Consider the following 25,044-nt stretch of genomic DNA (forward strand, 5'->3'; position numbering starts at 1 on the left):
GTTTCCTTTTTGCTGCCGCTTGGTGTAACCAACCCCACACTTCCTCACCGGGCCTTTTGCATGCTCATCATCCGCTCGCTGGCGTTCAACCTCGTCTTCTACCTCAGCCTGATCGTCCAGATGATCTTCTGGACGCCCTATTATTTCCTGTCGCCGCGCCACCGCGCCTGGTTCGTGCCGAAATTCTGGTCGCGCACATCGATGTGGCTCTATGACAAGGTCGCCGCGACCAAGAGTGAAATAACCGGGGTAGAGAACCTGCCGGAGGGGTCCTTCATCCTGGCGCCGAAACATCAGTCCTTCTGGGACGCGATCGCGTTTTTCCCCTATCTCGACGACGCGCTCTATATCCTGAAGCGGGAGCTGACCTGGATCCCCTTCTTCGGCTGGTACATCTTGAAGATGCGCATGATCCCGGTCGACCGCGGCAGCCGCTCGAAGGCGCTCAAGGCCGTCGTCGCCGCGACCAGGCAGGAGATGGATCGCAATCCGCGCCAGCTCATCATCTATCCCGAAGGCACGCGCCGCCCGCCGGGCGCCGAGCCGTCCTACAAATACGGCATTGTCGAGCTCTATGCGCAGTTGGGCGTTCCTGTCGTGCCGGTAGCCCATGTCGCCGGTCTCTACTGGCCGCGCCGCAAGTTCCTGCGCTATCCGGGCACCATCAAGGCCCGCTTCCTGCCGGCGATCCCGCCGGGGCTCGAGAAGGAAGAATTCATGCAGCGGCTGATCGGCGAGACCGAAGCCGCCTGCGACCAGCTGCTTGTCGAGGCGGCGCAGGCGCCGAACCCGCCGCCCATGCCGCCGACGGCGGCGCGACGGTTGGCCGAACTCGGCGTAACCGCAAGGACCTGATCCGCTATCGCAGCGCCGCCAGCGCGGTGGTCAGCACCAGCGTTGCGGCGAACACCAGATTGATGATCCGCGAGGCCACAGGATTGCGCAGGAAGCGTGCGAAAGCCGTTCCGGCGAGCAGCCAAACCACATGGATGGCCACGATCATCGCGGCAAGCACCAGCAGCCTGGTAGAGGTGCCGAGCGTGTCGGCCTGCGACGCGGCGCCGGCGAAGACGGCGGCGATCGCCACATACGCTTTCGGGTTGGCGACGGCGAGCATGAAGCCGCCGAGAAAATCGGGCTTCGTCGCCGTGCTTGCGCGTTCGGCCAATGGCGGCGCGGTTGCAATCTTGAAAGCCAGATAGAAGATGTAGGCGGCCGAAAGGATCGACAGCACCGTCGCCAGCGCGGGCATGGAGGCCAACATGCCGACGATCCCGGCGGCGACGACCAGAAGCACGGCAATCGTGCCGAGCACGATGCCCGAAGTGTAACCCAGCGAAGGGCGCAGACCGAAAGCCGCGCCGACCGCGGTCACGCTGATGGTCGCCGGTCCCGGGCTGCCCATTACAACCGTCGCTGCCAGGACGAGCGCCAGCACTTGCTGCCAGGACTGCGCTGCGCCCGGAATGCCACCGGCCATGCCGAACCCTCCTGCCGCGATGCGGGAGATTTAAGAGGGATCGTCATGGCGGTCTTGGACGATTGTGCGCGCGTCTACTGCATTAAGGCGTTTTGAGATTCAGGTCAGGGCAAGTCGAAAATGGTGGCTTCCGAGAACCGGAGCGGAGCGTACTTGAAGTACGTGAGCACCGGAAGCGCAGGAAGCCGCCATTTGCAGACTGGCCTCACCTGAAGATCAACACGCCTTAGGCGCTGGCGCGGTCGAGCGCCCCGATATCGTCGGCCGAAAGCTTGAGCGAAGCGGCGCGGATCAGACTGTCCATCTGCGCCGGCGTCGTGGCGCTGGCGATCGGCGCGGTGACGCCCGGCCGCGCTATGATCCAGGCCAGCGCCACTTCCGCCTGCTTGGCCGAATGGCGCTCGGCCAAGGCATCGAGCGCGGAAAGGATGCGCATGCCGCGCTCGTTGAGGTAGCCGGCGACACCCTCGCCGCGCGCGCTTTGGCCGAGATCGGCCTTGCTGCGGTATTTGCCACTCAGGAATCCCTTCGCCAGGCTGAAATAGGTGATGACGCCGATATCCTCCGCCTTGCAGAGATCGAGCAGCGGTCCGTCGAGCGACGAGCGATCGTACAAATTGTATTCAGGCTGCAGAACCTCGTAACGCGGCAGGCTGCGCAGGCTAGCGACATCGAGCGCGGCGCGCAATTGGCCGGCGTCGAGATTGGAGCAGCCGGGATAGCGGATCTTGCCCTTTTCGAGCAGGCGCTGAAAGGCGCCGAGCGTTTCCTCGTAAGGCGTCGCCGGATCTGGCCAATGCGACAGATAAAGGTCGATGACATCGACCTGCAGCCGCTTCAGCGATTGATCGACCGCCTTTTCGATATACGCGGCGGAGAGGTCGCGCTTGCCCTGGCCCATGTCGGAGCCGACCTTGGTGATGATCACCACCTTGTCGCGGTTGCCGCGGCTTTTCATCCATTTGCCGATGATGGTTTCCGATTCGCCGCCCTTGTTGCCGGGAGCCCAGCGCGAATAGGCATCGGCCGTGTCGACGGCGTTCAAGCCTGCGCCGACGAACCGGTCGAGCAGATCGAACGAAGTCTTCTCGTCGGCGGTCCAGCCGAAGACGTTGCCTCCCAGGACCAGCGGCGCGATGGAAAGGTCGGTGCGACCGAGACGGCGTTTCTGCAAGACTGATCTCCGTGATGCTGGAAGGGCCTGATGCCTGGGGGGATGGGTTGCCGCTAAGCTAGGTCGTGCCCGGCCGAGGTCAAAGGCATGGCTTTGCTTTTTTGATCGGACCAGAGCAATTCCAGCGAAGGTGCGCAGGGCCAGGCTCGGCGGTTTCGTCGTAGCCTTGCGTCCTGGATTGCGTAAAAACAAAGAGGTAGAGCATTGGAGGCGATCATTTCGCCGGAAATGCCCATCACGAAGATGCGACCTTGCGGCCCACCTCCTCCAGCCAGTGATCGCGGATGCCGAGCGCCTCGAGGTGCTCGAGCGTGCTGAGAACATAGTCCTCGTTGCGCCCGGATTGGCCGACGGCGCCGCGAACGATTTCGGCCGCATGATCGGCGTCGAGCGCGCCGGCATATTGCTCATGCTGCCGGTCGACGATGTAGGCGATCGCCTCGACCGAACCGCTGCCATCCAGCCGGATATCGAGAAGACGTTCGCGATAGACGCTGGTCACCAGCTCACGCTCGCGCAGATAGGAAAGCGCCTCGTCGCGCAAATTGCCGGGAACGCGGTAGGCCAGGCCGATACAGGAGCCGCCCCGGTCGAGGCCGAGCACCAGGCCAGGCCGCCCGCGCGTGCCGCGATGCACGAAGGAATAGACGCAAAGCGAGCGCCGGTAGCCGTAGAGCCGGGCGCGGCGTGTCTCGACATGGGCGAATCCGGGCCGCCAGATCAGCGACCCATAGCCAAAAACCCAAAAATCGCCCATATCGCCAAGCCTGATCGCATTCGAGTGAGCGACACCGCACCGTCAAGGTGCTTCTTCTGTCCCCCGCTGTTTGCGTGAGAGTGAATGCCCGCTCGCCACATGAGGGGTTAACGAGAGCCACAGCATGACGTCAAGTGACGAGCGACCGCCCAAACTTCGCCGCCGGCTATTCTGGCTTGCCGCATTTCTTGTCGTGCTTTTCGCCATCTACAGCGGCGGCTGGTTCTATCTCGCCGACAGGCTCAAGACCGAAGCCGACCAGGCGGTGGCGAGACTGGGCAGCAAGGGTATCGCCGCCGGCTGCGCCAACCTCGCCGTCAGCGGCTATCCGATGAGCTTCACGGTCTCCTGCGACAACATCGCCTATGAGGACGACGCCCGGAAAGTCGCCGCCTCCACCGGAAGCTTCAACGCCGTCGCCGACATCACCGGACCTTTGTCGCCGGTCGCCGACCTGCGCGGGCCGCTGAGGACCATGGCGCCCGGCATGCCGCCGCTCTGGATCGATTGGGACCAGTTGCAGGCCAATGTCAAAGTGTCATGGCCGCTGCCGAGGAGCGTTTCGCTGCGGGCCGAAGGGCTCTCCGGTCAGACCGATCCGCAAGACGACACGGATCCCATGCAATTGTTCAGCGCCGGCAAGGCGGCCGGCCAGTTGCAGCCGGTCGGCCAGGATATCAACTATGCCGGCAGCTTCGGCGATCTGGAGATCAATGCGGATGCCATTGGCGGGCGCGCGCTGCCGGCGCTTGACGGCAGCGGCGAGGTGACGCTTAAGAACGGTGTGGCGTTGATTGCCGCGCCGCCGAAGAGCCTGCGCGGCCAGTCGATCGACATCGCTGGTTTCGACCTGTCGTACGGGACGGCACGCATCACCGTGTCGGGACCCCTGTCGGTCGACGCTGAAGGCATGATCGACGCAAATCTGACGATCAAGCTTAAGGACCCCAAGGCAGTGGCAGCCATCCTTGGGGACGCCATACCGGAGCACAGAAGTGAAATCGAGCGGGGATTTGCCGGCATTGCCATGCTCGGCAAGGAGCCTTCCTTGCCGCTCAGGATCGTCAAGGGCAAGGCCTCGCTGGGCTTCATCCCGCTGGGCAAGATCAAGCCACTCGAGTAACGCAGCGATGGCGAAGCCGGTCAGACTGCTCAGCGTCGGCGCGTTCACCCTCGACACCATCCTACGCGTCGAGACCCTGCCTGCGCATCAGGGCAAGTTCATCGCTGGCGACGGTGTCCAGATCGCCTCCGGCATGGCGACGAGCGCCGCCTGCGCCGCGCATCGGCTCGGCGCCGAGGTCTCGCTCTGGGCAAGCGCGGGCGACGATCCGGTCGGCGACCGGCTGATCGCCGACATTCAGGCCGAAGGCGTCGACTGCAGCCTCATCCGTCGCGTTGTCGGCGCGCGTTCGGCGCTGGCCGCGATCCTGGTGGATGCGCATGGCGAGCGCATCATCGTCCCTTTCTACGACAAAAAGACGCAAGCCGATCCCGCGGCTCTGCCGCTAGCCGACCTGTCCGCCTTCGATGCCGTGCTCACCGACGTGCGCTGGCCTGGCGCCGCGGCACTCGCCCTGGGCGCGGCCAGATCGATCGGCCGCCCGGCGATCCTGGACGCCGACACCGCGCCGGTCGAAGTGCTGGAGCGCCTGCTGCCCTTGGCCTCGCATATCGTCGCCTCCGAACCGGCGGCGCGCATCGTCTGCGGCCACGCGCTCGACCCTGAAAGCGCCTGCGCCGACCTCGCCTCGCGCACCGATGCCTTCGTCGCGGTGACCGGTGGCGCCGCCGGCACCTGGTGGCATGACCGGACGGCCGGGCGCGTGCGCCATGTCGAGGCTCCGAAGGTCAAGGCGGTTGACACGCTTGCCGCCGGCGACGTCTTCCACGGCGCCTTCGCCGTCGGCCTCGCCGAGGCCATGCCCATGGAAGAAGCCCTGCGCTTCGCCAGCGCCGCCGCCGCGCTCAAATGCCTAAGCTTCGGCGGCCGGCTTGGCGCGCCTGGCAGGGCCGAGACGCTAGCCATGATGGCGACCTATTGGCCGCCATCGGGACAAGATTAGGTCCTCGACTTCACCATCCTTGCCGTGAGATCGGTGCTAGCTCTGGGGTTTGGCGGACGGTCTACCCATCTCGTCATCCTAGGGCGGAGCAAGGAGCGAAGCCACGCGCAGACCTAGGATCCATGCCGTGACGCTAAAGCATTGCAGCGGTTACAGAATTTTGCGCCGCTGCACCCTATGTCGAACGTCACGGAATGGATTCTCGGGTCAAGCCGATCAAGCCCGAGAATGACGACCGAGTGGGCGTTTCGGCCAATCTCGAAGATCTATCACCTTCCGCCGCAGACATAGCCGACCGGTCAAAATCCGGTGCGGAAGCCTAGGGTTTGGCCGGGTGCTCGACCGCTTGCCGGCCGAAATCCGGTACGTCGATGTCCTGGCCGGCCTCGATGATCGAGCGGCGAATGGCGCGGGTGCGGGTGAAGAGGTCGAACAGCTTCTCGCCATCGCCCCAGCGGATCGCGCGCTGCAGCGAGGCGAGGTCCTCCGAGAAACGCGCCAGCATCTCCAGGATCGCGTCCTTGTTGTGCAGGCACACGTCGCGCCACATGGTCGGGTCCGAGGCGGCAAGGCGGGTGAAGTCGCGGAAACCGGAAGCGGAATATTTAATGACCTCGCTCTTGGTCACCGCTTCCAGATCGTCGGCGGTGCCGACGATGTTGTAGGCGATGATATGCGGCAGGTGCGAGACGATGGCCAAGGTCATGTCGTGATGCTGCGGGTCCATCGTATCGATATTGGAACCGCAGCGCCGCCAGAATTCCGAAAGCTTCTCGAGTGCTACCGGATCGGTACCCGGCAGCGGTGTGAAGATGCACCAGCGATTCTCGAAGAGCTCGGCGAAGCCGGCATCCGGGCCGGACTTTTCCGTGCCTGCCAGCGGATGCCCGGGGATGAAGTGCACGCCGTCCGGCACATGCGGCTCAACCTGCGCGATCACCGAGGCCTTGGTCGAGCCGACATCGGTGAGGATGGCGCCTTTCTTCAGCGCCGGCGCGATTTCGGCCGCGACCTCGCCGGATGACCCGACCGGAACCGAGACGATGACAAGGTCGGCACCGCGCACGGCTTCGCTGGCATCGGTGCTGTAGGAATCGCCAAGGCCAAGCTCCTCGGCGCGCTTGAGCGTCGATGCGCTGCGCGTCGCGATGGCGATGTGGCGCGCCAGGCCTTCGCGGCGGATGACGCGGGCCAGCGACGAGCCGATCAGGCCGATGCCGACCAGCGCTATTTTCTCGAACATCGGTGATGCCATGGTGTGCTAGCTTTTCAGGAAGGTCTTGAGCGCGTCGACGACGCCGCGATTGGCCTCTTCAGTGCCGATGCTCATGCGCAGCGCATTGGGGAAGCCGTACCCGGTAACGCGGCGCAGGATGTAACCGCGTGCACTGAGGTAGTCGTCCGCGGCCGCCGCCGAGTGCTTCTTGCCTTCGGGGAAGTGGATCAGCAAGAAATTGCCGACGCTTGGCGTGACGCGCAGGCCAAGTCCCGTCAGCTCCGCGCTGAGCCAGGCCAGCCATTTCTCGTTATGCGCCACGCTGCGCTCGATATGGGCGCGGTCGCGGATCGCGGCGATGCCGGCTTCGATCGCGGTCGCGTTGACGTTGAAGGGGCCGCGCACCCGGTTGATCGCATCGACGATATGCGCCGGCCCGTACATCCAGCCGACGCGCGCGCCGCCGAGGCCGAGTTTGGAGAAGGTGCGGGTCATCACCACGTTTTCGGAGCTGCCGGCCAGCTCGATGCCGGCTTCGTAGTCGTTGCGCCGCACATATTCGGCATAGGCTGCGTCGAGCACCAGAAGCACGTCCTTCGGCAGCGCCGCGTGCAACCGGCGCACCTCCTGGAACGGCACATATGTGCCGGTCGGATTGTTCGGATTGGCGAGGAACACGATCCGCGTCGCCGGGGTGATCGCGGCGAGGATCGCATCGATATCGGCGCGCTCGTCGGTTTCCTTGACCGCCACCGGCTTGGCGCCGGCCGCCTGGATGTAGATCTTGTAGACCATGAAGGCGTGCTCGGTGAACACGGCCTCGTCGCCGGGCGCGAGATAGGTCTGCGCCAGTAGCCCGAGGATCTCGTCGGAGCCATTGGAGCAGATGATGTTTGCCGGGTTGAGGCCGTGCACTTCGGCGATCGCCTCGCGCAGCCGGCGGGCGGAACCATCCGGATAAACGTCCAGCCTAGCCGCCACTTCGCGCGCGGCTTCGATCGCCTTGGGCGAAGGCCCCAGTGGATTTTCGTTCGATGACAGCTTGTAGACTTTCGTCACACCGGCGGGCGCCGTGCTTTTGCCCGGCACATAGGCCTCGATGTCCATGATGCCTGCGCGGGGCGTCGGACGGGGCTGATCCTGCTTCATGTCACAAATCCGTCGAGAGGGGCCTCAAGGCCGCAGCGGAAATACAGGCCATGGCCCGGAATGTCGAGTGCCGGCGCTTGCGCAAGCATGCTGCCCCGTTGACGAAGCGCGGCGCTGGCCCTAGAAGGACTGCCAGACTTCCGTGGTGATTTGGCCGGTCGGCTTGCAGCCACGTTAAACAACTCGCTAAAGGGCCGTTTGCAACCTGTAACCGGCTTTGCGACGGCAAGCCGGTTTTTTATTGTCCGCTGCTGGCCGGACACCGCACCGGGACGCGACCGATGCGGACAGGATGGGGACGGACATGGCCGCTCAGCGCGCTGCAAGAACCAAGGACGAGGCCGACCACCCGTCGAGCCCGGTGCTGCAGTTCGGCCTCGACAAGCCGCTGAAGCTTGACGCCGGCACCTTCCTTGCGCCTTTCCAGATCGCCTACCAGACCTACGGCACGCTCAACGACGCGCGCTCCAACGCCATCCTCGTCTGCCATGCGCTGACCGGCGACCAGCACGTCGCCAACACCAACCCGGTGACCGGCAAGCCGGGCTGGTGGGAGGTGCTGGTTGGCCCCGGCAAGATCATCGACACCAACCGTTTCTTCGTCATCTGCTCCAACGTCGTCGGCGGCTGTCTCGGCTCGACCGGCCCGGCCTCGACCAATCCGGCGACCGGCAAGCCTTACGGGCTCGACCTGCCGATCATCACCATCCGCGACATGGTGCGCGCGCAGGCGATGCTGGTCGACCATTTCGGTATCGAAAAACTGTTTTGCGTGCTTGGCGGCTCCATGGGCGGCATGCAGGTTCTGGAATGGGCGGCCAGCCATTCGGAGCGCGTGTTCTGCGCCCTGCCGATCGCCACCGGCGCCCGCCATTCCTCCCAGAACATCGCCTTCCACGAGGTCGGCCGACAAGCCGTCATGGCCGATCCAGACTGGCATGGCGGCAAATATATCGATTTCGGCAAGCGCCCGGAAAAAGGCCTCGCCGTCGCGCGCATGGCCGCGCACATCACCTACCTTTCGGAAGCGGCGCTGCATCGCAAGTTCGGCCGCAACCTGCAGGACCGCGAGGCGCTCACCTTCGGCTTCGATGCCGATTTCCAGATCGAAAGCTACCTGCGCCATCAGGGCATGACCTTCGTCGACCGCTTCGATGCCAATTCCTATCTCTATCTGACCCGCGCCATGGACTATTTCGACCTTGCCGCCGATCACGGCGGGCGGCTCGCCGATGCTTTCGCCGGCACCAGAACGCGCTTCTGCCTGGTATCCTTCACCAGCGACTGGCTGTTTCCGACCGAGGAGAGCCGCTCGATCGTGCACGCCCTGAACGCCGCCGGCGCTTCCGTCTCCTTCGTCGAGATCGAGACCGATCGCGGCCACGACGCTTTCCTGCTCGACGAGCCGGAACTGTTCGCTGCCATCAACGGCTTCATCGCCTCCGCCGCCCGCGCCAGGGGGCTCAGCGCATGACCCCGAACCGAAGGTCAGCGAACGCAAAAAGTTGCAGACTTTGCGTACCGGGATCATGCGCCATGCAGGAGGCGAAGCCATGAGCGTCAACCGCGCCCAGCGCGTCGACCTCGAGGTCGTTGCCGATCTCATTCCGCCGAATTCGCGCGTGCTCGATGTCGGCTCGGGCGACGGCCTGCTTCTGGAGCTTCTGCAGGAGACCAAGCAGGTCGACGGCCGCGGGCTGGAACTGTCGCAGCGTGGCGTCAACGAATGCGTGGCGCGCGGCCTCTCCGTCATCCAGGGCGACGCCGACACCGACCTCGAATTCTACGCCGACCAGGGTTTCGACTTCGTCGTGCTGTCGCAGACCCTGCAGGCGACGCGCAACCCGAAGGTCGTGCTCGACCAGTTGCTCAGGATCGGCAACCGCGCCATCGTCTCCTTCCCTAATTTCGGCCACTGGCGCGTGCGCTTTTCGCTGCTGATCAAGGGCAGGATGCCGGTCACCAAGGACCTGCCCTACTCCTGGTACGACACGCCCAACATCCACTTTTGCACCATCCGCGACTTCGTCAATCTGTGCGAGGAGCTCGGCGCGACGGTCGAGAAGGCGACCGCGCTCGACGCCAACGGCCAGAAGATCGGCCTTTCGATGCCCTGGTGGTTCTGGAATTTCTTCGGCCAGCAGGCAGTGTTTTTGCTGAAGCGATGATGCTACGGGCGAACTCCACAAGTCTTGCTTGACGCCCGCCATTCAGCCAAGCACATCCGTCGCCTCGTGCGGATGCTCGACGCCGTCGACGAAAATAACGTCGGATTCGGAGTTATCAGTGCGCAGTTTGACGATCTGTTGATAGGCGGGCGACCGATACCAGTCCCGTACATGCTGCCTGTCCGGAAATTCGATGACGATCAGATGCTCGGGCCAGCCGTTCTCGATGACCTCGACATCGCCGCCATGGACAATGAAGCGGCCGCCGAACGGCGCCAGCGTGGCGTCGATCCTGCCGAGATATTCGATCATCCAGGGGCCCGGCGTGACTTGGCGCATATGGGCAACGGCGTAGGCGGTCATAATCCTGCTCCTTCATGGGTCGAAGCCGCTTGGCCTCATGGGATCATCATGCAAAAGCCAGGTAGTCCAGTCGATTACCTCGGAGGTCATCGGCAAAAGTCGGCCCGTGGCTCTGACCGGCGGACTGTCTCGCCAGAACCGGAAAGCCAATTGTGTTGCCATCAACCGGAATGCTGCGGAAGGCCGCCAACTCCAGTATTTCTTGGCGAGCGCGGCGTGACACAAGGGGTGGCTTTTTTATATCGTCGGCCGCGAGTCAGAAGTGGGAGACGAGATAACCATCAGACCCATCAGACAAACGCCGGGTCCCGCCGGCAGCGGCAACCCGACGTCGAGCGAGGATGCTCCACAAATTGCAGTAATCACGCCGACGCACAACCGGCGCAGCCAGGTCTTACGCGCGGTGGAAAGCGTTCTGGCGCAGACATTTACCCGCTTCGAGCACATCGTGGTCGATGATGGTTCGACGGACGGCACGGCCGCTGCGCGTGCCGAAATCCGCGACCCAAGGCTGATCCGCTCGAAATGCCGGCATAGAACGCGCGCGGGCACCGGTCGTGACTTTCCTCGATTCCGACGACGTCTATTTGCCGGACCGGCTGGAGCGGACGCTGGCGCACTTCGACGAAAACCCTTCGCTCGAGGTGCTGATTAGCTCCTCCCTGTCGATGAAGGGCGGGCGCAGCACCAAATGCATCAATCGCGGCGCCTTCCTCGACAAGAGCACCCTGCAGCGCCCTGGTCTCGCAGACCATCTTCATTGCCGGTTCGGCGATCACGGCCAGGCTCCGGTCGCTGCTGGCGATCGGCGGCTACGACAGCGACGTGACGCGCATGCAGGACCGCGAATTGCTGCTGCGCTTTGCCCAACGCAGCGGCGCCTTGCTGTTGGAGGACATCGACTGGAAGAAGTACAATTCGGAGAATTCGATCTCCGGCCGCCGCGACGGCTATGTTGAGGCCTACGCCAATTTGATCGACAAGCATCCTTATATCGCCGACCGCTATCCCGACGTTCCCCCTACATGATCGCGCGGCAGATCATCGCCGATATCCTCAAGGGCAGGCTGCTGCAGGCGTTTTCAGGCTATCACGCCAACCGGTCGTCCAAGTCGCTCGGCTACTCGCCGACCGAACTCTTGCGCGGCTATGTCGTCGGCCGCCGCTGGCGCCGCGATTGCTACGACGAGTTCCGCGCCAAATACGGCGCGCGGGCGGTCTGAAAGAGCAAAGCCGTTGACCAGAGCATGATGCCGAAAAGCGTGAAGCGGTTTTCGGGCTACATCATGCTCTCCTTCCTCTATCTGTCGAGTTCCGGAAAATAGGGATCGGAAAACCGTTGCCGCAGGCGCTCGCCCAGCAGGCAATCGACGGGCGTTGTGTCCTCGACGCGAACTGACCTGGCGTCGGGGAGGCCGCTAACCTCCTGGATCAGCTTGCGGCGTATGGCGGTCGAGAATTCCGACGCCGCGTAGATCGGAAGAACGAAGGAGCCTGCGCCTCCGGTGACGCAATCGGCATAGTAGCGGTCGAGACGGCTGACGCTCGGCGACGGGCTGATCAGGATCGGCAGGCCGTTGATGACGATGCCCTTGGCGACAGCGGCGTCACGGATCGTGGCGACCGGCGGCCCGGTGTTGTTGGGCCCATCGCCCGATATGTCGATGACGCGCCGCGGCGCCGAAAAGCCGGTGCTCTCGAGTAGCCCGGTGCCGAAGCCGAGAGCGCCGGAGATCGAAGTGCCGCGAAAGCTGCGGAACGGCCGCGCGGCGATCTTATCGGCGAAGGCATAGGCGCTGTCCTCGCCGTCGACGATCTGCCAGGCGATGACCCCGTCGTCGCGCACCCCGCCCGCCCATTCGAAATAGGCGAGCGCGATGCGGCCCTTGGAACCCGAGCGCACGGCATCGATGAAGTCGGGGTGACGCAACGCTTCGACATAGCCGGCGCGCTGCAGGGCGAACTCCTCCTCATCCATCGACTGCGAGATGTCGACGGCAAGGACGAGTTCTACATCTACCGCCGCGCCGTCGCCGACGTCTGGCAGGGGCGCCGCCTCGGCGCAGGCTAGGCAGGCAAGCAGGCTGAGCATCCCGAGCATGGCCGCGAGCATCCTGACGTCACAGGCGATTGTTCCCGGCGATCACGGCGAAATAAAGCTATTTCTTCTTGGCGCGGGCGGCGGCCGGTGGTGGCGGTTCGATCGCCCCGGCCCGCACGCGGGCCGGCCTCAGCGCCGGTGCGCCCGTATCCTTCACGATGTTCAACGCGCGCGGGAAGAACTGGGTGTTGTGCAGCCCGCGCCCGATATTGAGGATGGCGGCATCGGGCAGCCGCGTCTGCAGCATCGCCAGCACGCGCCGCAGCGACGGGCCGTCGAACGCGTCCAACGCTTCGTCGATGACCACCCATTTTGGTTTCCGCACGGCGAGCCGGGCGAAGGCAAGCGCGCGCTGCTCATCGTCGCCCAGCTCACGTTCCCAGCGCCCGCGGTGGTCGAGCGAGGACGACAGCCGTTCGAGACCGACCTCGGCAAGCACCGCCGAGATTTCGGCATCGCTGGTCGGCGCCGATCCGTTCGGATGATCGAGAACCTCGCGCAGCGTGGCGGCCGGGAAATACGGAACGCGGGGCACGAAGATCGGGGCTTCTCCGGCAGGCAGGCCGATGCTGCCGCTCCCCCACGGCCACAGGCCGGCAATGGCGCGAAAGAACAATGTCTTGCCGGCCCCCGGCTCGCCAGTGATCATCACACGCTCGCCGGGATGGATTTCGACATCCGTCTGGGCAAGCCTGGTGCAGCCCTCCGGCGAGGCCACTTCGAGCTTGTTGAGAGTCAGCTTGCCATCGGCGTTTTCGCCGAACTGGATGCGTTTTTCCTTGTCATGCAGCGCGTCGGTTTCCTCCAGCGCGATGCGGAAATCCGCCACGCGCATCAGCGTCGCGCGCCAGTCGGCGATGCTGCCGATGTTGTTGATGAACCAGCGCAGCGACGAATGGACCTGGTTGAACGCGCCAACCGCCATCATCAGCCCGCCAAAACTGATGTCGCCCGAAAAATAGACCGGCGAGGCGACCAGAATCGGCGCCACGACGGTTATCCAGCCATAGGTGTCGGTCACCCAGGAGAGGTTGATCTGGGCGGTGTAAATGCGCCGCATGGCGCCGAGCACAGTATCCAGGTCGAGTTCCAGCCGGTGCCTGGCATCGGCCTCGCCATGGTAGAGCGCGATGGCGTCGACATTCTCGTTGACCCGAACCATGGAGGAGCGCAGCTCCGCCTCGCGCGTGTAGCGCTCGCTGTTGAGGCTGATCAGCGGTCGCCCGACCAGCCAGCTCAGCCACGAGGCGGTGCCGGCATAGATGAAGGCGGCCCAGACCATGTAGCCCGGTATCGCCAATGAATAGCCGCCGACGTGGAACACGAAGCCGGAAGACAGTTCCCACAGCACGCCGATGAAGGAGACCAGCAGGATGAACGACTGCAGGAGGCCGACCCCGAGATCCGTCGACAAATCCGATAGATGCGCGGCGTCCTGCTGCATGCGCTGGTCGGGATTGACGCCGATGGCGCCGGCATTGGCCAGCCGAAAGGCCCGCGCCGGACGCATCCATTGATCGATCAGGTCAAGCGTCAGCGCCTGACGCAACCTCAAGCGAATCATCTGATTGAGCCAGGTCTGGCCGATGTTGAGCACCAGAAGTCCGCCGGCAATGGCCGCAAAGACCAGGAGCTGATGCAGGAAGTCCGCCATGTCGCGCCTGGCCAGCGCATCGTAGAAAGGCTGGTTCCAGCGGTTGAGCAGGACCTGACCGATCGAGGTCGCGATGATGACGGCGACGATGCCGATCGAGACCCAGGCAAGCTGCCGGCGCACCGGCGAGAACTTCAGCCCCAGCTTGATCGTCGCCACCTGGTCGGCGAGGCTGCTCGCCTCGACCGAGACGGCGGCCTTTCGCGGGGCTGGCTTTTTATCGGTTCGGTTTGGCATGAAGGATATTCCTGATTTTCGGCAGCGGTCACGAGCCGTGCCAGGCGCGCATTCCGCTGTTCGAGCATCCTCAGATAGGGTGACGACCGCCGCGCGATGCAAGAAGCGGTAGCGATCACGAACGCGTCACTTGGCCGGGCGCGGCATCGGTCACCTGCCGGCCAAGCCTCGTCGCGCCCTGCGGCGAGAAGACCGGCACGAAGACGCGGCGCGAGGCGCGCTGCGCGACGGGCACGCCCTGGTAGAGCCGCTTTTGCGCCTCGACGACAATGACGCCCGAAAAGATCGGCCAGAACCGCCGGCCAGCCTTCTCCAGCACATTGTGGAACCGCATCATGAAGCGCCGCGGCGATGGCGGGAAAAACAGCGCGTCACACCATGCGGCTGGCGTGAAATTCGCCTCGCGCAGCAACTCGGTCAACTGGCCGCGCGAGAACGGCCGGCCGTTGCCGAAGGGCGTGTGCTCGAACCGGGCCCACACACCGCGGCGGTTGGGCACGACGATGACGACACGCCCTGCGGGCGACAGCACGCGCCAGATCTCGTTCAGCGTCTCGCGCGGGTTTTCGGCATGTTCGAGCGAATGCACCAGGAGTATGCGATCGATGCAGGAATCGACCAGCGGCAATTCCTCGTCGAAGACCAGCGCCGTCGCCGTTGGCCCCGACGCCGGCCACACCACCGCGCCCTGCGTCGCCGGCATGAAGGCGAAGACGCGCTCGGCATCGGCGCCAAACCGCTCCAGCCATGGCAGCGTGTAGCCGAGGCCGACCAGCCGTTCGTTGGGAACTACAGCCCATATGGACGACAGCGCCATGGTGATCGAACGCTCGGCCAGACGCCCGAGCGTGGTCGAGTAGAAGGAACGCAGATCGACGATATCCGAATGCATGCGCGCGACGGTAGCCGCGATAAATGCCAAGTTCAACAAAGGCCCAAGTTCAACAAACGCGGATGACATCGCCCGCGGCCCGCCCTATGTCTGCGGCGATAACGGAGAAAGATGCCGATGCCCGTCGAAATCGAGCAGTTCATGTGTCGCACCGATAATTTCGGCGTGCTGGTTCACGACCCAAAAAGCGGGCAGACGGCGATCATCGACGCGCCGGAGGAGGCGCCGATCCTGGCGGCGATCAAGCGCACCGGCTGGACGCCGACGTTGATCCTGACCACGCACCATCATGCCGACCATGTCGAAGCCAATCTGGCGCTGAAGGAACGCTTCAAGCTGCGCATCGTCGGCCCGGAAGCCGAGAAGGCAAAAATCCCCGGCATCGACGAGACGGTCAGCCAAGGCTCGGTCGTGCGCCTTGGCGAGGAACGGATCGAGGTCATCGAGACGCCCGGTCATACCGCCGGCCACGTTTCCTACCATCTCCCGGCCTCGAAGGTGGGCTTCACCGCCGACACGCTGTTTGCGCTGGGTTGCGGCCGCCTGTTCGAATGCAAACCGCCGGTGATGTATGAATCGCTGAAGAAGCTGGCAGCGCTGCCCGCCGAAACCGTCATCTATTGCGGCCACGAATACACTTTGGCCAATGCCCGCTTCGCGGTGACCGTCGACCCGGGCAACCCGGTGCTCAAGCAACGCGCGGCAAGGATCGAGGCGCTGCGCGCCGACAACAAGCCGACGCTGCCGACGACCATCGGCGAGGAATTGTCGACCAACCCGTTCCTGCGCTGGCACGACCCGGCGATCCGCAAGCATCTCGGCATGGAGAAGGCTTCGGATGCCGAGGTGTTTGCCGAGATCCGCAAGCGCAAGGACAATTTCTAGTCCCAAGCTTCGCCGTCCAAAAGGCACGGCATGCATCGCAAAGACCGCCAATGACCAGCGCCGCCGAGATCATTGCAACGCTAGGCCTGCAGCCGCACCCGGAAGGCGGCTGGTATGCCGAGACGTTTCGCGACGCCGCGGCAGGCGGGCGAGGCCATTCGACCGCGATCTACTTCCTGCTGGAGCAAGGCCAGCTCTCGGCCTGGCACCGGGTGAAGGACGCGGCCGAGGTCTGGCATTTCTATGCCGGGGCGCCGCTGGCGTTGTCGATGCATGAGCAAGGCTCCGGCAGCGTCATCGAGCAGGTGCTGGGCGCGGCCCTGGCCGCGGGCGAGCGGCCGCAGATCGTCGTGCCGGCCGGCTGGTGGCAATCGGCGCGCAGCCTCGGCGAATGGACGCTGGTCGGCTGCACGGTGGCGCCCGGCTTTGATTTCGCCGCCTTCGAGCTGGCCGAGCCCGGCTGGCGGCCGAAAATCGCCTAGAGCAATTCCAGGAAACGTGTGACACGGTTTTCCGTCAGGAATTGCGTCAAAACAAAGAGATAGAACGTTTCGCCGTTTCCGTGAAACGGTGAAATGCTCTAACCGAGCAGGAAACCCAGCGTGATCGCCAGTTGGGCGGCGTAGTAAAGCACCCAGACCGCGTAGCGTATCCACATTCGATGCGGCGAGATCGCCGCGAGCAGGAAGCGCTCGGCCGCCAGCAGCCCGTCCGACGCCATGAACAGCACCGCGCCGGCGATCACCCAGGGATAGCTGATCGTGAGCGCCGAAAGGCCCATGGCCAGGATTGCCGCGACATAGACGGCGATCGGGATGCGCAATTGCGGCCCGACGCGGCGCCAGAGCGCGGCAAGCATGACGATGCTGAATGCGGCCATGGCCAAGGCGATCGCGCCCCGCCAGGACTGCGCGCTCAACAGTTCGAGCCCTCCGCCTGTCTTCAGGAACAGCGCGACAAAGACGATGTGGGCGGTGAGAAAGCTCGCTAGCCCGCCGAGAAAGGCCTTTTCGCCATCGCGCGACAGGAAGGCGTCGCCGATGGCGCTGAGCGCGAGCGCCACGACAAGCAGCAGCGGACCACCTTGCATGGCGGCAAGCACGGCCAGGAACGCGACGGCAAGCGTCTTTGCCGCCGTTCGCGTCAGCTTCGGCGGCATGTCGAGCGCAAAGGCGTAGATTGCCGCCGCGACAAACGAAAACAGCAGCGTTGCATTGGCGTTGGCCTCGATGCCGCCTGGAAACGGCATCATGCACTCACCTCTTTGGCCGCCGGCTTGCGCATCAGCAGCGACTTCGCCGCCAGCGCCGCGCCACCCGTGATGAGAACGCAGGCGGCCAGAATGCGCGGCGACGGCTCGGCGACGCCGGCCGCGATCAACACCAGCGTCGACAGAAGCGGCGCGGCATAGCTTGCGGCGCCCAGCACCTGGATGTTGCCGCGCTTGACGCCGATGTCCCAGGCATAGAAGGCGGCGCCCACCGGCATCAGGCCGAGCCCGATGACCGCCAGCCACTGGCCGGGACCATCCGGCAGAACGGTCTTCTCCAGAAGGAGGTGGCAGACAAATGAAAGCACCGATGTCGCCGCGCAGAACCAGGTGACGATCGAGGTCGGCACCGATGGGAAACGCCGCGACAGCAGCGAATAGGACGACCACAAAAGCGCGCAGACGGCGGCCATCGCATAGCCGAAGGCGTAACGCGCATCGAAAGCGAGCCCGCCGCCTTTGGTGACGATCAGGAAGGTGCCGGCAAGGCCGAGCAGCGCACCGACGACATGGTTCCAGGCAAGCCGCTCGCCCGGCATCAGCGCCGAGCCCAGCACGATCAGCAGCGGCCACAGATAGGCGATCAGGCTCGCCTCGACCGCCGGCGCGTTGCGCAGCGCCGTGAAGTAAAAGAAATGGTAGCCGAACAGCCCGGCTATGCCGATCACCCAGACTTGGCGAGGGATCATCTGGCTTCTGTCGGTGGCCGGCATCACCAGCCGCGCCGCCAGCCCCACGCAGGTGCCGATGGCGAAAGTGATGGCCGACAACAGGAACGGCGGCACCTGCCCCGAAGCGTCGGTGAGCAGCGCCAGCAGTGCCCACATGGTGACCGCTGAAAAACCGATCAGTGTTGCGCGCGCCATAGCTGTCCCCGGCGGCGCGCGACGGCGCCTACTCTACTGCTTCGAACTTTCGCGCGCTGATTGTCAGCGGACCGATCTGGGTGCCGACCGTGGCGCGGATCGGCGCATATACGCCGGATTGGCCGACCGGTGCAAACGTCACCATCATGCGGCTCTTGTTCTTTAGGAAGTCCAGCGCCTTGCGGCCCTTGCGGTAACCCGCCACCGGCTCGAAGCCCATCCTGCAAGTCACCGTATCGCCCTTGTAGCCGGGCACCGCGATCGAGCCTTTCGAGGCATAGGTCAGCGTCAGGTCGGCGCGCATCTCGCCGTCATAGAATTTGACGGTTCGCCCGCAGACCTTGTCGAGGCTGTCGGCATGGATGACGGTCGCCGCCATCGGGTCGAGCACCGATTTGAGGTCGCCGGCGCCGACAGGCACCCAGGTCTTTGGGTTGCGCTTTCCCGGCCCTGGAATGACCTGCGTCGAAGTGACCGCGCCGTTGGCGAAGCGGATATCGACGACGGAAGCCTTCTTGCCGGAGGTGTAGTCGGCCCGGAACACCCGCGGCCGCATCTGTTTGCCCGCGATGGTGCCCTTCGAAGAGATCGTACCCTTGGTGTCGTCGAATATTCTGGCGAGGCCGGCGGCCGAAACGGTGCCGTCGATCGCGTAGGTATCGCCGTCGTAGCGGCTCGAAAATGTTGCTCTGGCCACCGAGAGGCCGAGGAACGATACGGTATATTCGCCTTTGAAAGATTGCGGGCTGGCCGCGGCGAAGCTTGTCGCGGGCACGCTGGCGGCAATTAGGGTTGCAAGTGCGTGGCAGGGGCGAAGCATGGCGGTCCTTGGCGGTTTTGGCCGGAAACGCTATGGTTCCCAGCCTGGCATGTCCCTTCGCGAGGGGCTTATAGGTCAAAATCCGGCCTTTATATGGAGCGCATCCGGTGGCGGTGCATCTGGCGGAGCTTGACGTATTGGCGAAATGCAACTATGGAACGCCAACTTTTCCAAAGGCCGCCTGACCGAGACCGCGCGCCGCCTGGCGCGGGCTAAATGGTTTGGCAGGATTAGAACTGAAGGTTAGATCGATGTCCCGTACCTGCGAGCTCACTGCCAAGGCAGTCCAGACCGGCAACAATGTGAGCCATGCCAACAACAAGACCAAGCGCCGCTTCCTGCCGAACCTGGTCAATGTCACGCTCATCTCCGAAGCGCTGAACCAGAACGTGCGCCTGCGCATTTCGGCCAACGCGTTGCGTTCGGTCGAGCATCGCGGCGGCCTCGACGCGTTCCTGGCCAAGGCCGATGCCAAGGAGCTGTCGCAGCGCGCCCGCCTCTTGAAGAAGCAGATCGCCAAGAAGCTCGCCCAGCAGCCGGCCGCTTAACCAGCTTTCAAGCGGGACGACCGCCTCGAGTACCGGCTCGACCCGGCGCTCGAAATATGAGCGAGCGTCGACATGACGCTCAGCTGGTTCCATTACCCAGGATAAAAAAATGAACTTCCTGACGCGATACCTGCCCTTCGTGGCCGCCATGGCGCTTGTCGTCGTGGCGTCGAATATCCTTGTCCAGTTCCCGATGCAGGGCCAGGTCGGCGGCCTGTCGCTGGCGGACCTGCTCACCTGGGGTGCCTTCACCTATCCTTTCTCCTTCCTGGTCACCGACCTCGCCAACCGCCGCTATGGCCCGGCCGTGGCGCGTAAGGTGGTGTTCGTCGGCTTCATGACGGCGGTGATCTGCTCGATTGTGATCCCGCCCTTCCTGTTCCGCCACGGCCTGATCGAGTTCGAGACCGCCGCCAGCCGGCTGGTGCGCATCGCCGCCGCTTCGGGTGCCGCCTTCCTGACCGCGCAGTTGCTCGATGTCACCGTCTTCAACCGGCTGCGCCGGCAGAGCTGGTGGCGCGCGCCGATCGTCGGCACGCTGGTCGGCTCGGTCTTCGACACAGTCGTCTTCTTCGGCGTCGCCTTTTCCGCCGCCTTCGCTTTTACCGGCCCCAACGACAGCTTCGCGCTGGAGCCCGCGCCGCTGCTGGGCGTGCTGCCCGTCGAGACGATGCGTTGGGTCTCCTGGGCGCTTGGCGATCTGTCCGTCAAGCTGATCATCGCCGTGGTGGCGCTGATTCCCTATCGGCTGCTCGCCGCCCGCTGGAGCCAGCCGGCAGTCGCGGTCTAGAGCATGATCCCAAGGATTGGAATCAGGCCATGATCCCCTGGGTTCAGCTTGATTCGGCCCGCACGCCCGACGGTGGCCAGGAACTTCGCCTGAAGCAGCGCGGTTCCGAATTCTCGATCATGCTGGGCGCAAATGAGCTGATGAATAGCCGACTCAGCGGCTCGGAAGAAGCTCTCGCCAGGCTTTCCTGCCAGCGGATCGCCGACCGCAAGCAGCCAAGCATCCTCATCGGCGGGCTCGGCATGGGCTTCACCTTGCGCGCCGCTCTCGCCGCGCTGGGCGACAACGCCACCGTCACCGTCGCCGAACTTGTCCCAGCGGTGATCGCCTGGGCGCGCGGCCCGATGTCCGCCATCTTCGACGGCTGCCTCGAGGATCCCCGCGTCAGCATTCGCGAAGTCGATGTCGGGCAATTGATAAGGGCGGAGAAGGCCGCCTGGGACGCCATCCTGCTCGACGTCGACAATGGTCCCGAAGGCATCGTCTACAAGGGCAACGACTCGCTCTATAGCGCGGCCGGCCTGGCCGCCGCTGGTGCCGCATTGAAAGACGGCGGCGTGCTGGCGGTCTGGTCGCAAGGACCGGACAGCGGTTTCACCCGGCGGCTGAAGCAGGCCGGATTCGCGGTCGAGGAGGTCAACACGCGGGCCCGCGGCAAGCGCAGCGCCCGCCATGTGATCTGGATCGCGGCCAAAAAGCTGTGATTGGGTCGCAGTCAACGCATCGCAACCGTGACGACGCCGGCACCCCGCCCGCGGGACGGCCCGTGCCTTGGAGCGGGACCGAGGCTATTTCGACCTCTGAAGCTCAGCGGCCAAGGCCTCAAGCAAACCGCGGGTGCCTTCTTCCCGTCCTTGAGCCGAATCGACGCCATCGAGAAAGGCGCCTTGTTCGGTGTAGGTCAGGCGCGTGCCTTCGCCCGAAGGCGTGAGCTCGACGGTGGTGAGCGATGCCGACATCGTCTGCGACCCGATCGCCATTCGATAGGAGAACACAATGCGCTGGTCGGCAATGATGTCCTGGAACTGCGCATCCAGCCTGATCTCCGGGCCGCCCTGATAACTGAACCGCGAGACCTCGCCGCCGCCGACGCGGAAATCGAAGGTGAATTCGGCAATGGCAAAACCATCGCCGTCGATCCGCCAGCGCCTTACCGTCGCCTTGTCGGCAAAGGCGTGGAAGACTTTGGTCGGCGATTGCGGATAGGTCCGTTCGATCGTGAAGGTGGAGTGAATGACGGATTGCTCGTCCTTTGCGTGGGCTATCTGGTTCATTTCGTTTTGTCCTTTTGCTTGTCCCGATTTCTTGCAGTCGATTGATCTGCCTCGGCGAGGATTTCGCCCAGACGGTCGAGTTGGCGTTCCGCGGGTATGCGGCGCTCGGCGATCCAGTCAGCGAGCGGGGCAAGCCCGCCCGGCTCGATGCGGCAGGTGCGCACCCGCCCTATCTTTTCGCTGCGAATAAGCCCGCAGGCCTCCAGCGCCTGCAGATGCTGCAATACGGCGGCGAACGTCATGCCGAACGGCTCCGCCAGCTGGCTGACGGTCGCAGGTCCTTGGCTCAGCCTTTCCAGGATCGACCGGCGGGTCGGCTCGACCAGAGCCCTGAGAATGCCATCGATCTCGGAATACTTAAGCATGGACTTGAGTAATCCCGAAATATCGGACAGTCAAGTCATGACTTAAGTATTTTTGGACCGACCATGCCCTCGCCTGGCGATTCCGTCGACCGGGGCCGACGCTTTACGCTTTGTTACGCCAGATGATGCAGGATCGCGGGAAATTCTCCAGGGCATCGCGACCAGCATGATCGTGCAAGGCACCGGTTGGAAAAACGACCTTCTGCTTGCGTTGTGCGCCACGCTGGTGGTGCTGACGATCAACGCGTTTTCCGGTTTTTCGACGCTTGGCGACTATGGCGCTGACAACGATAGCATGCTGCGTCTGGTCGAGGTCCGCGACCTGCTCGGCGGCCAGGGCTGGTTCGATCTCCACCAATACCGGATGGGCATCTCTGGCGGATTCCTCATGCACTGGTCGCGGCTGGTCGACGCGCCGCTCGCGCTGATCATCATCGCCTTCGATGCGCTAGGCGCCGGCGCCGCCACCGCCGAACGGGCCGCGCAGATCATCTGGCCGACCTTGCTTTACGGGCTGACCATATTCGCGCTCATGCGCGCCTCGCAGCGTTTCGCCGGCGCGAATGTCGCGATGCCCTCGGTCATCCTGTCGACGGCCGCACTCTTCTTCCTTGTGATCTACAACCCCGGCGTGATCGATCACCACAATGTCCAGCTGTTGCTGACGGCGGCCAGCCTCTGGTTCCTCATGGAAGCGCCCTCCTCGCCGCCCGCGGCCCTTTTTTCGGGGATCTGCGCAGGCCTTACGCTCGCCGTCGGCATGGAGACCGCACCCTATGTGGCGGTGCTCGGCATCTGTGCCGCGGTCCTGTTCATCCTCGACGAAAGGGAGCGCGTCACGGCACGGGGTTTTGGCTTCGGATTTGCCTGCATCGCCTTCCTGGTCTTCGTCGCGACCGTCCGGCCGGCCGACTGGGGTGTGGCCCAGTGCGACGCCTTCTCGTCCTTCCAGTTCGCGGTTGCCGCACTGTCCGGCTTCGGCCTCGCGACAGCCGCTGCATTGACCGCGTCGACGGCCCGGGCACGGCTTCTTTCAATGCTGGCGCTGGCGGCGGCGGTGGCGGCCGCCGTCATCGTGTTTTTCCCGCAATGCCTGGCATCGCCCTATGCCGGCTTGGACGGGCGTATCCGCACCTATTGGCTGAACGACGTCGTCGAAGCGCAGCCTTTCTGGAGCGTCGCGGTCCATCAGCCGAAGCTGATGGCGGCGCGCTACGTGACGCCCTTCATCGCGATCCTGCTGATCGGCTTTCAGCTCCGAAGCCGTCGCTTGCGGCGCGAGGAAATGCTCGCCGCCATCCTGCTGGTTGTCGCCTTCGGCGTCAGCCTCTGGCAGGTGCGCGGCTCGACTTTCTCCGTCGCGTTCGCGGTGCTGCCGCTCTCGGCCTGGATTGCAAAAATCCGCCTGCGGGCGGGCGCCGCGCCATCATGGCGCATCTCTATGGGCATTGCCATGGCGTGGCTGGTCTCGCTCAACGCGACCTGGGCGGGGGTTGCGGTCGCGGCGCAATCCGTGGTGCAAAAGGCGCCGCAGCGGATCAACTCCGATCCCGACCATGCCGTGACCTGCGGCAAGCCGGGCGACTTCAACGATCTTGCCGCCATGCCGGCGACGACGGTGCTTGCCTCGTCCAACCTCGGCTCGGGAATATTGACGTTCACCGGCCACCGGGCGCTGGCCGGCCCCTACCACCGCAATGTCGGCGGCAACCTCGCCATGCTCGATGCGTTCATGGGAACGCCGGACGCCGCCCGCGCCGTCATCGAGCGCGAGCATGTGGGATTGATCGCAATCTGTCGCGACAACACCGAAGAGATATCGCTGGCTCTCGACGCTCCCAAGGGTCTTGTCGCGGAGCTGCTGCGAGGCGACGTGCCGCAATGGCTCGAACTGGACCGGACGACCGCTGGAAAACCGATCGAGATCTACAAGGTCCGTTGAATTTCGACCCGCGAGCATGGCAGCAGCGCGTTTCGCGATGCGCTCGCCTGCAAGTAGCCCTGAGACATTTTCGCTTCGTGCTGTAGAAACAGCGGCTAAAACCAGTCCGCTGGATCGTTGCAAACGAGCCTGTGCTTTGGTTAGCATTTCGCCGCGGCAGCGATATATCTATTCAGCGAACTGGATTCGGGGTTTTCTGCTCGGGGGAAGGATGTCCATGTCGGCCATAGACGGCGCGGTGGCGCCAGCATCAGCCACGCAAACGCTGCAGCATGCCGTCTCCCACATGGTGGAAGCCGTCAACCGCGCCAGCTTTGCGGAAACGCCCTTCTGGCATCTGGAGATGAAGGATGTTTTCCCGGCGGACCTCTATAAGCGAATGCGCGCCGCCATGCCCGAAGCGCGCGAGTATCGCGCGCTCAAGGGGCGCAACAACGTGAATATCAAGGCCGACGGCACCGCAACGCGGATCAAGATCGACCTCTACCCCGAATATATCCGCCATCTGCCCAGTGACAAACGGGCAGTCTGGTCCCTGGTCGGAAAGGCGCTGCATGCGCCGGAACTGAAAGACGCGTTCATGCGCCGCCTCGCCCCGGGATTGGAGCGCAGGTTCGGGCCGGACTTCATGAAGGTCGGCATGTATCCGGTGCCGATGCTTACGCGCGATGTGGCGGGCTACAAGATCGGCTTCCACACCGACACGAAATGGAAGGGCATCACCGTCCAGTTTTACCTGCCGGAGGACGACAGCATCAATCACATCGGCACGCGCTTCGCCCAGCGCAGGCCGGACGGGCGTTTTGAAATGTCTCACCGGATGCCGTTTTCCCCGAATACGGGCTATGCCTTTGCTGTCGGCACCGACACCTGGCACGCGGTCGATACCGTCGGGCCGGAGGTCCGCACCCGCGACAGCATCCTGCACACCTATTTCGTCGACAACACCGCGACGCTCAAGATCCGCAACCGAAGCAAGCGCGCGGCCAATTTCCTGATGAACGAAGTCCGCCACGTCGGCCGCTGA

The 25,044-nt window shown here is 64.2% G+C and carries 28 protein-coding genes, 1 pseudogene and 1 riboswitch; of the genes and pseudogenes, 15 read left to right on the forward strand and 14 right to left on the reverse strand.

Going from position 1 to position 25,044, the window contains the following annotated elements:
• The first annotated feature begins 60 nt into the window (after positions 1–60).
• Positions 61–855, forward strand: coding sequence for a 1-acyl-sn-glycerol-3-phosphate acyltransferase (locus tag F3H96_RS19690; protein WP_149803387.1), 795 nt, complete (start codon positions 61–63; stop codon positions 853–855).
• A gap of 4 nt (positions 856–859) precedes the next feature.
• Here the strand turns inward: F3H96_RS19690 and F3H96_RS19695 are convergent, their stop codons facing one another.
• The 3 genes from F3H96_RS19695 to F3H96_RS19705 form a co-directional block, all read right to left on the reverse strand.
• Positions 860–1,480, reverse strand: a complete 621-nt coding sequence (locus F3H96_RS19695) for a LysE family translocator (protein WP_149803388.1) — start codon at positions 1,478–1,480, stop codon at positions 860–862.
• A gap of 226 nt (positions 1,481–1,706) precedes the next feature.
• A complete protein-coding gene (locus tag F3H96_RS19700; RefSeq protein ID WP_149803389.1) occupies positions 1,707–2,654 on the reverse strand; it encodes an aldo/keto reductase in 948 nt (315 codons plus the stop codon).
• A gap of 235 nt (positions 2,655–2,889) precedes the next feature.
• Positions 2,890–3,411 carry a gamma-glutamylcyclotransferase gene (locus F3H96_RS19705; protein ID WP_149803390.1) on the reverse strand — a complete coding sequence of 174 codons (522 nt, stop codon included), beginning with the start codon at positions 3,409–3,411 and terminating at the stop codon, positions 2,890–2,892.
• A 124-nt stretch (positions 3,412–3,535) separates the two neighbouring features.
• On the opposite strand from F3H96_RS19705, the gene F3H96_RS19710 reads away from it, so the two are divergent.
• Positions 3,536–4,534 carry a DUF2125 domain-containing protein gene (locus tag F3H96_RS19710; RefSeq protein ID WP_149803391.1) on the forward strand — a complete coding sequence of 333 codons (999 nt, stop codon included), beginning with the start codon at positions 3,536–3,538 and terminating at the stop codon, positions 4,532–4,534.
• A gap of 7 nt (positions 4,535–4,541) precedes the next feature.
• Entirely contained in the window at positions 4,542–5,477 is a 936-nt protein-coding gene (locus tag F3H96_RS19715; protein ID WP_149803392.1) for a sugar kinase, read from the forward strand.
• Positions 5,478–5,796: 319 nt separating this feature from the next.
• Here the strand turns inward: F3H96_RS19715 and F3H96_RS19720 are convergent, their stop codons facing one another.
• On the reverse strand, positions 5,797–6,732 hold the full coding sequence (locus F3H96_RS19720) for a prephenate/arogenate dehydrogenase family protein (protein ID WP_188131460.1): 936 nt from the start codon (positions 6,730–6,732) through the stop codon (positions 5,797–5,799).
• A gap of 6 nt (positions 6,733–6,738) precedes the next feature.
• A complete protein-coding gene (hisC, locus tag F3H96_RS19725) occupies positions 6,739–7,842 on the reverse strand; it encodes a histidinol-phosphate transaminase (protein WP_149803394.1) in 1,104 nt (367 codons plus the stop codon).
• A gap of 132 nt (positions 7,843–7,974) precedes the next feature.
• Positions 7,975–8,052: riboswitch (SAM riboswitch) on the forward strand.
• Positions 8,053–8,146: 94 nt separating this feature from the next.
• Here hisC and F3H96_RS19730 point away from each other — a divergent pair.
• Positions 8,147–9,316, forward strand: a complete 1,170-nt coding sequence (locus tag F3H96_RS19730; protein ID WP_149803395.1) for a homoserine O-acetyltransferase — start codon at positions 8,147–8,149, stop codon at positions 9,314–9,316.
• A 79-nt stretch (positions 9,317–9,395) separates the two neighbouring features.
• Entirely contained in the window at positions 9,396–10,010 is a 615-nt protein-coding gene (metW, locus tag F3H96_RS19735) for a methionine biosynthesis protein MetW (protein WP_149803396.1), read from the forward strand.
• A gap of 42 nt (positions 10,011–10,052) precedes the next feature.
• On the opposite strand, the gene F3H96_RS19740 is transcribed toward metW, so the two are convergent.
• Entirely contained in the window at positions 10,053–10,373 is a 321-nt protein-coding gene (locus F3H96_RS19740) for a DUF1330 domain-containing protein (protein ID WP_149803397.1), read from the reverse strand.
• Positions 10,374–10,635: 262 nt separating this feature from the next.
• On the opposite strand from F3H96_RS19740, the pseudogene F3H96_RS31530 reads away from it, so the two are divergent.
• The 3 genes and pseudogenes from F3H96_RS31530 to F3H96_RS31170 all read left to right on the forward strand — a co-directional run.
• Positions 10,636–11,011: pseudogene (locus F3H96_RS31530) on the forward strand (glycosyltransferase family A protein); the annotation flags it as partial.
• 196 nt (positions 11,012–11,207) lie between these two features.
• Positions 11,208–11,402 (forward strand): hypothetical protein, encoded by a 195-nt coding sequence (locus F3H96_RS31165; RefSeq protein WP_244620078.1) that lies wholly within the window; start codon positions 11,208–11,210, stop codon positions 11,400–11,402.
• Positions 11,399–11,596: a hypothetical protein gene (locus F3H96_RS31170; RefSeq protein ID WP_244620068.1), complete on the forward strand. Its 198-nt coding sequence runs from the start codon at positions 11,399–11,401 to the stop codon at positions 11,594–11,596. The genes F3H96_RS31165 and F3H96_RS31170 overlap by 4 nt, the downstream gene beginning before the upstream one ends.
• 77 nt (positions 11,597–11,673) lie before the next feature.
• Here the strand turns inward: F3H96_RS31170 and F3H96_RS19750 are convergent, their stop codons facing one another.
• The 3 genes from F3H96_RS19750 to F3H96_RS19760 form a co-directional block, all read right to left on the reverse strand.
• Positions 11,674–12,474 (reverse strand): DUF1194 domain-containing protein, encoded by an 801-nt coding sequence (locus F3H96_RS19750; protein ID WP_149803398.1) that lies wholly within the window; start codon positions 12,472–12,474, stop codon positions 11,674–11,676.
• Positions 12,475–12,532: 58 nt separating this feature from the next.
• A complete protein-coding gene (locus tag F3H96_RS19755; RefSeq protein WP_149803399.1) occupies positions 12,533–14,365 on the reverse strand; it encodes an ABC transporter ATP-binding protein/permease in 1,833 nt (610 codons plus the stop codon).
• Positions 14,366–14,480: 115 nt separating this feature from the next.
• Positions 14,481–15,257 (reverse strand): methyltransferase domain-containing protein, encoded by a 777-nt coding sequence (locus F3H96_RS19760; protein WP_149803400.1) that lies wholly within the window; start codon positions 15,255–15,257, stop codon positions 14,481–14,483.
• A gap of 117 nt (positions 15,258–15,374) precedes the next feature.
• Between F3H96_RS19760 and gloB the strand changes: the two genes are divergently transcribed.
• Positions 15,375–16,142 carry a hydroxyacylglutathione hydrolase gene (gene gloB, locus F3H96_RS19765; RefSeq protein WP_149803401.1) on the forward strand — a complete coding sequence of 256 codons (768 nt, stop codon included), beginning with the start codon at positions 15,375–15,377 and terminating at the stop codon, positions 16,140–16,142.
• Between the two features lie 50 nt (positions 16,143–16,192).
• Positions 16,193–16,624 (forward strand): cupin domain-containing protein, encoded by a 432-nt coding sequence (locus tag F3H96_RS19770; protein WP_149803402.1) that lies wholly within the window; start codon positions 16,193–16,195, stop codon positions 16,622–16,624.
• Positions 16,625–16,722: 98 nt separating this feature from the next.
• Here the strand turns inward: F3H96_RS19770 and F3H96_RS19775 are convergent, their stop codons facing one another.
• The 3 genes from F3H96_RS19775 to F3H96_RS19785 are packed head-to-tail and all read right to left on the reverse strand — an operon-like array spanning position 16,723 to position 19,098.
• Positions 16,723–17,394, reverse strand: coding sequence for a lysoplasmalogenase family protein (locus F3H96_RS19775; RefSeq protein ID WP_149803403.1), 672 nt, complete (start codon positions 17,392–17,394; stop codon positions 16,723–16,725).
• Positions 17,391–18,278, reverse strand: coding sequence for an EamA family transporter (locus F3H96_RS19780; RefSeq protein WP_149803404.1), 888 nt, complete (start codon positions 18,276–18,278; stop codon positions 17,391–17,393). The genes F3H96_RS19775 and F3H96_RS19780 overlap by 4 nt, the downstream gene beginning before the upstream one ends.
• A gap of 28 nt (positions 18,279–18,306) precedes the next feature.
• Positions 18,307–19,098, reverse strand: a complete 792-nt coding sequence (locus F3H96_RS19785) for a DUF3108 domain-containing protein (RefSeq protein ID WP_149803405.1) — start codon at positions 19,096–19,098, stop codon at positions 18,307–18,309.
• Between the two features lie 251 nt (positions 19,099–19,349).
• On the opposite strand from F3H96_RS19785, the gene rpmB reads away from it, so the two are divergent.
• The 3 genes from rpmB to F3H96_RS19800 all read left to right on the forward strand — a co-directional run bounded on the left by rpmB (position 19,350) and on the right by F3H96_RS19800 (position 21,140).
• The gene (gene rpmB / locus F3H96_RS19790; protein WP_149803406.1) at positions 19,350–19,646 is read left to right on the forward strand and encodes a 50S ribosomal protein L28; all 297 of its coding nucleotides are present in this window, start codon (positions 19,350–19,352) and stop codon (positions 19,644–19,646) included.
• A 109-nt stretch (positions 19,647–19,755) separates the two neighbouring features.
• A complete protein-coding gene (locus tag F3H96_RS19795; protein ID WP_149803407.1) occupies positions 19,756–20,436 on the forward strand; it encodes a queuosine precursor transporter in 681 nt (226 codons plus the stop codon).
• Positions 20,437–20,465: 29 nt separating this feature from the next.
• Positions 20,466–21,140, forward strand: coding sequence for a hypothetical protein (locus F3H96_RS19800; RefSeq protein WP_149803408.1), 675 nt, complete (start codon positions 20,466–20,468; stop codon positions 21,138–21,140).
• Positions 21,141–21,224: 84 nt separating this feature from the next.
• Here F3H96_RS19800 and F3H96_RS19805 read toward each other — a convergent pair whose 3' ends face one another.
• Both F3H96_RS19805 and F3H96_RS19810 read right to left on the reverse strand, forming a co-directional pair.
• Positions 21,225–21,710: an SRPBCC family protein gene (locus F3H96_RS19805; protein ID WP_149803409.1), complete on the reverse strand. Its 486-nt coding sequence runs from the start codon at positions 21,708–21,710 to the stop codon at positions 21,225–21,227.
• Entirely contained in the window at positions 21,707–22,075 is a 369-nt protein-coding gene (locus F3H96_RS19810) for a metalloregulator ArsR/SmtB family transcription factor (RefSeq protein ID WP_149803410.1), read from the reverse strand. The genes F3H96_RS19805 and F3H96_RS19810 overlap by 4 nt, the downstream gene beginning before the upstream one ends.
• A 166-nt stretch (positions 22,076–22,241) precedes the next feature.
• On the opposite strand from F3H96_RS19810, the gene F3H96_RS19815 reads away from it, so the two are divergent.
• Positions 22,242–24,017, forward strand: a complete 1,776-nt coding sequence (locus F3H96_RS19815) for a GtrA family protein (RefSeq protein WP_149803411.1) — start codon at positions 22,242–22,244, stop codon at positions 24,015–24,017.
• A 16-nt stretch (positions 24,018–24,033) separates the two neighbouring features.
• Positions 24,034–25,044 carry a hypothetical protein gene (locus F3H96_RS19820; protein ID WP_244620069.1) on the forward strand — a complete coding sequence of 337 codons (1,011 nt, stop codon included), beginning with the start codon at positions 24,034–24,036 and terminating at the stop codon, positions 25,042–25,044.

It is taken from the genome of Mesorhizobium sp. NFR06 (assembly GCF_900115245.1).
Lineage (GTDB): Bacteria > Pseudomonadota > Alphaproteobacteria > Rhizobiales > Rhizobiaceae > Mesorhizobium.

Bases quoted from the DNA above. Each gene is read 5' to 3' on its own strand.
- F3H96_RS19690 (WP_149803387.1), top strand. From the start codon at position 61: ATGCTCATCATCCGCTCGCTGGCGTTCAACCTCGTCTTCTACCTCAGC.
- F3H96_RS19695 (WP_149803388.1), bottom strand. From the start codon at position 1,480: ATGGCCGGTGGCATTCCGGGCGCAGCGCAGTCCTGGCAGCAAGTGCTG.
- F3H96_RS19705 (WP_149803390.1), bottom strand. From the start codon at position 3,411: ATGGGCGATTTTTGGGTTTTTGGCTATGGGTCGCTGATCTGGCGGCCC.
- F3H96_RS19710 (WP_149803391.1), top strand. From the start codon at position 3,536: ATGACGTCAAGTGACGAGCGACCGCCCAAACTTCGCCGCCGGCTATTC.
- F3H96_RS19715 (WP_149803392.1), top strand. From the start codon at position 4,542: ATGGCGAAGCCGGTCAGACTGCTCAGCGTCGGCGCGTTCACCCTCGAC.
- F3H96_RS19720 (WP_188131460.1), bottom strand. From the start codon at position 6,732: ATGGCATCACCGATGTTCGAGAAAATAGCGCTGGTCGGCATCGGCCTG.
- hisC (WP_149803394.1), bottom strand. From the start codon at position 7,842: ATGAAGCAGGATCAGCCCCGTCCGACGCCCCGCGCAGGCATCATGGAC.
- F3H96_RS19730 (WP_149803395.1), top strand. From the start codon at position 8,147: ATGGCCGCTCAGCGCGCTGCAAGAACCAAGGACGAGGCCGACCACCCG.
- metW (WP_149803396.1), top strand. From the start codon at position 9,396: ATGAGCGTCAACCGCGCCCAGCGCGTCGACCTCGAGGTCGTTGCCGAT.
- F3H96_RS19740 (WP_149803397.1), bottom strand. From the start codon at position 10,373: ATGACCGCCTACGCCGTTGCCCATATGCGCCAAGTCACGCCGGGCCCC.
- F3H96_RS31165 (WP_244620078.1), top strand. From the start codon at position 11,208: ATGCAGGACCGCGAATTGCTGCTGCGCTTTGCCCAACGCAGCGGCGCC.
- F3H96_RS31170 (WP_244620068.1), top strand. From the start codon at position 11,399: ATGATCGCGCGGCAGATCATCGCCGATATCCTCAAGGGCAGGCTGCTG.
- F3H96_RS19750 (WP_149803398.1), bottom strand. From the start codon at position 12,474: ATGCTCGGGATGCTCAGCCTGCTTGCCTGCCTAGCCTGCGCCGAGGCG.
- F3H96_RS19755 (WP_149803399.1), bottom strand. From the start codon at position 14,365: ATGCCAAACCGAACCGATAAAAAGCCAGCCCCGCGAAAGGCCGCCGTC.
- F3H96_RS19760 (WP_149803400.1), bottom strand. From the start codon at position 15,257: ATGCATTCGGATATCGTCGATCTGCGTTCCTTCTACTCGACCACGCTC.
- gloB (WP_149803401.1), top strand. From the start codon at position 15,375: ATGCCCGTCGAAATCGAGCAGTTCATGTGTCGCACCGATAATTTCGGC.
- F3H96_RS19770 (WP_149803402.1), top strand. From the start codon at position 16,193: ATGACCAGCGCCGCCGAGATCATTGCAACGCTAGGCCTGCAGCCGCAC.
- F3H96_RS19775 (WP_149803403.1), bottom strand. From the start codon at position 17,394: ATGATGCCGTTTCCAGGCGGCATCGAGGCCAACGCCAATGCAACGCTG.
- F3H96_RS19780 (WP_149803404.1), bottom strand. From the start codon at position 18,278: ATGGCGCGCGCAACACTGATCGGTTTTTCAGCGGTCACCATGTGGGCA.
- F3H96_RS19785 (WP_149803405.1), bottom strand. From the start codon at position 19,098: ATGCTTCGCCCCTGCCACGCACTTGCAACCCTAATTGCCGCCAGCGTG.
- rpmB (WP_149803406.1), top strand. From the start codon at position 19,350: ATGTCCCGTACCTGCGAGCTCACTGCCAAGGCAGTCCAGACCGGCAAC.
- F3H96_RS19795 (WP_149803407.1), top strand. From the start codon at position 19,756: ATGAACTTCCTGACGCGATACCTGCCCTTCGTGGCCGCCATGGCGCTT.
- F3H96_RS19800 (WP_149803408.1), top strand. From the start codon at position 20,466: ATGATCCCCTGGGTTCAGCTTGATTCGGCCCGCACGCCCGACGGTGGC.
- F3H96_RS19805 (WP_149803409.1), bottom strand. From the start codon at position 21,710: ATGAACCAGATAGCCCACGCAAAGGACGAGCAATCCGTCATTCACTCC.
- F3H96_RS19810 (WP_149803410.1), bottom strand. From the start codon at position 22,075: ATGCTTAAGTATTCCGAGATCGATGGCATTCTCAGGGCTCTGGTCGAG.
- F3H96_RS19815 (WP_149803411.1), top strand. From the start codon at position 22,242: ATGATCGTGCAAGGCACCGGTTGGAAAAACGACCTTCTGCTTGCGTTG.
- F3H96_RS19820 (WP_244620069.1), top strand. From the start codon at position 24,034: ATGGCAGCAGCGCGTTTCGCGATGCGCTCGCCTGCAAGTAGCCCTGAG.